General features: G+C 42.4%; 2 protein-coding genes. Both read left to right on the top strand.

Going from position 1 to position 2,644, the window contains the following annotated elements:
• Nucleotides 1–1,163, top strand: a 1,163-nt coding sequence (locus AAB400_04000; GenBank protein ID MEK7649045.1) for a TROVE domain-containing protein, incomplete at its 5' end; no start/stop codon positions are given.
• A gap of 1 nt (nt 1,164) precedes the next feature.
• The gene (locus tag AAB400_03995; protein MEK7649044.1) at nt 1,165–2,517 is read left to right on the top strand and encodes a hypothetical protein; all 1,353 of its coding nucleotides are present in this window, start codon (nt 1,165–1,167) and stop codon (nt 2,515–2,517) included.
• The last annotated feature ends 127 nt before the right edge of the window (nt 2,518–2,644 follow it).

The raw sequence follows: 2,644 nt of genomic DNA, 5'->3' as shown, positions 1-2,644 counted from the left end.
ATAATTCCGATAAGCCCACTCTTCGCGATATCTTACGCCTCCTGCGCCCAACACCGACATCACCGGCGCAGTCTGAGCTCTTTAGATATATCGTAAAAGGCGAACTTGGCGATGATCCATCGCTTAACCCCAAACTACACGCCTATGAGCAGCTGAAAAAGTCTACCAACGAACAAGAAATCATTGAACTTATTCGAAAAGGGAGACTGCCGTTTGAGGTTGTTATCCCTGTAGTAAAAGAAATGACACTGGCCATCTGGACAGAATTGCTGTACCAGGCGCCTTATCAGAATTTGTTGCGCAACCTTGCGACATTCACTCGACATGGTGTATTTGCTGATGAAAAAAACGTGAGGTATGTCGTTGAGCGACTCACAAATCCCCAAGCAATCGAGCATGCAAAAATTCTTCCGTTTCGATTCTTCAATGCCTGGAAAAAATATACCGAGAGTGAGCAAGCTGACAATCGTATTGCAGATGCGCTGCGCGAGGCTCTGGAACTTTCATTTGTGAATATGCCCGAGCTTGGAAGTGGTACTATCGCACTTGGTATTGATGTGAGTGGATCGATGACGCAGCCCATTGCAGGACAGAAGGGATCAATGGTGTATTGCGACATTGCGGGTATATTTACCGGAGCATTATTGAAACGCATCAAAGATCGTGCAATCACACTGCCATTTGAAGGCAGGGTTGTGTCGGCTGACGGTATTTCAGGCCGTGACGATATTATGGTGACAGCAGAAAAAGTAACGGAAATGAGTAATGGCGGATCTACCGCAGTCGGAGCGCCAATCGAGCACTTACTCAAAAATAAGATTGTTGTAGATACGTTTATCGGCATTACCGATGACCAGGATTGGGCGCATGGGGAAGGGTATGAATGCAGTGGGCCGTTTATCGAGCTCTGGCGCGAGTACAAAAAAAATGTCAATCCAAACGCCAAAGCATTTTTGGTAACAATTGCGCCCTATCGCGATGCAGGGGTGCCAAAAGGGGAGAAGGATGTGTACTTCGTGTATGGATGGAATGCGAATGCACTGAAGTTTATAGCATCGACGTTGAACGGTGGACTTAATCAAGTCGAAACGATTAAAGCAATGTCGCTCGAAAAAATTACTAACACATTAGCATCCCCTGAAGACGCAGAAGAAGAGGAATAATATGAACAAAGAAAAATTTACACCATATATTCGAGTGCCGTCGTTTACGATTTGTGAACAGAATTTGAAAATTCCATACAAGTCTTACGAGGTACAAAAACGCAATCAGAGGAATCTAAGAGTACTTAAAAAATCAGCGTTGGAAGGGCTCATACGCGACGAGAGCACGCAGAGCTTGGATATGAATGATCTTGTAGCGTCATTCAAAGTAGTAGCGAAGAATTATAACTTTACTGCAAAAAAAGAACTTACAGAAAAAATAAAAACCGCACTAGATGTTACTTTTCTGCGAGATGGCACACAGAATACTGAAGTTAGTGAACTCCTAAAAGAAAATTATGAATCAAATTCGTATTCGCAGAAAACCAGCAACTTAATTGTAGACGGTATTGATCCCAGAAATTTGGGTATTATTGCAGAAATACTCAAAGAAGGGCGACTTGCACCTGATTCTAAAATGAAACTTTTTGATGCTGTCGGCAATGACGAACAAACACTCAAAACACTTTTCCGACTTACAAGAGGCAAGATGGATGTTGCACTTGAGATTGTGAAGCGTGCTGAACGGAATGAATTTAAAATTGCGATTCTCACCAATATTCTAGGTAGGATCAATAATCGTGTATCAGAGCAGGAACGGCAAGAGCAGATGAAAAATAACTTTCTTTCTTCGATGCAGTACCACATTGCTGAAGAACTGGCATTGAAATGCGAATCGCCTGAATTGTTGACCTTGATAGACTCGGGAGCGCTCTCTATGTGTCATGTGATGCGTGCTGTTCCCTCGATTGCTTCAAGCACCCTTCTGTATGATATTGCGAAAAGATGCGATAACGCCAGTGACATCATTCGGATTTTGAAATGCATTACCGACCAGGCAGTACTTAAGAATTGTACAGCTGCATCAGAATGTGAATTCGTGCGATTGGACGAATGTGGGCGAACAAAAATCATAGCAATTGCAGAAAAATGCATGAATGCGTTGAGCAGGAACACAATCATTACTCAGGTGGGAAAACTAAGAGATACCAATAAATTTATTACTGGGATTCCACGTGGTGAGGATGCTATCCATATTGCTTGGAGTAATACAGGAGATAGAGGATATCACAGGGACATCTTTGCCACTCTTGAAGCTAAAACAGGTCTTGATTTTCCTGAAGAGTTGCGCAGTGGCGGGTACATAAAAAAGAATGAACTGGAGTCAGGTGAACTTGAAGTTGTTTTTTACGACAGCAGCGGTGATTTTGGACAGTATAGCAAGAATGTTCTTGAGAGATATCGAGATGAGCTTTCAGCAACACTCGGTACATTATTGGGTCGTAAGGTGATGCTAACAATTAATAACTCATAATAATTCATATTAAGAAAAACTATGCAAGGCGAATACATGCAACAAAAACCAATGAGCGAATTCTCATTGCCATATCTCAAAGATATTCCGGCAAAGAATCGCAGAGCCGTAATGTCTGATGAATGGG

The sequence above is a fragment of the Patescibacteria group bacterium genome (assembly GCA_038065255.1).
Taxonomy (GTDB): domain Bacteria; phylum Patescibacteriota; class Patescibacteriia; order JACQRZ01; family JACQRZ01; genus JBBTRI01.
The sequence above is the reverse complement of the archived record's forward strand: the minus strand, read 5'-3'. Positions and strand labels throughout refer to the sequence as shown.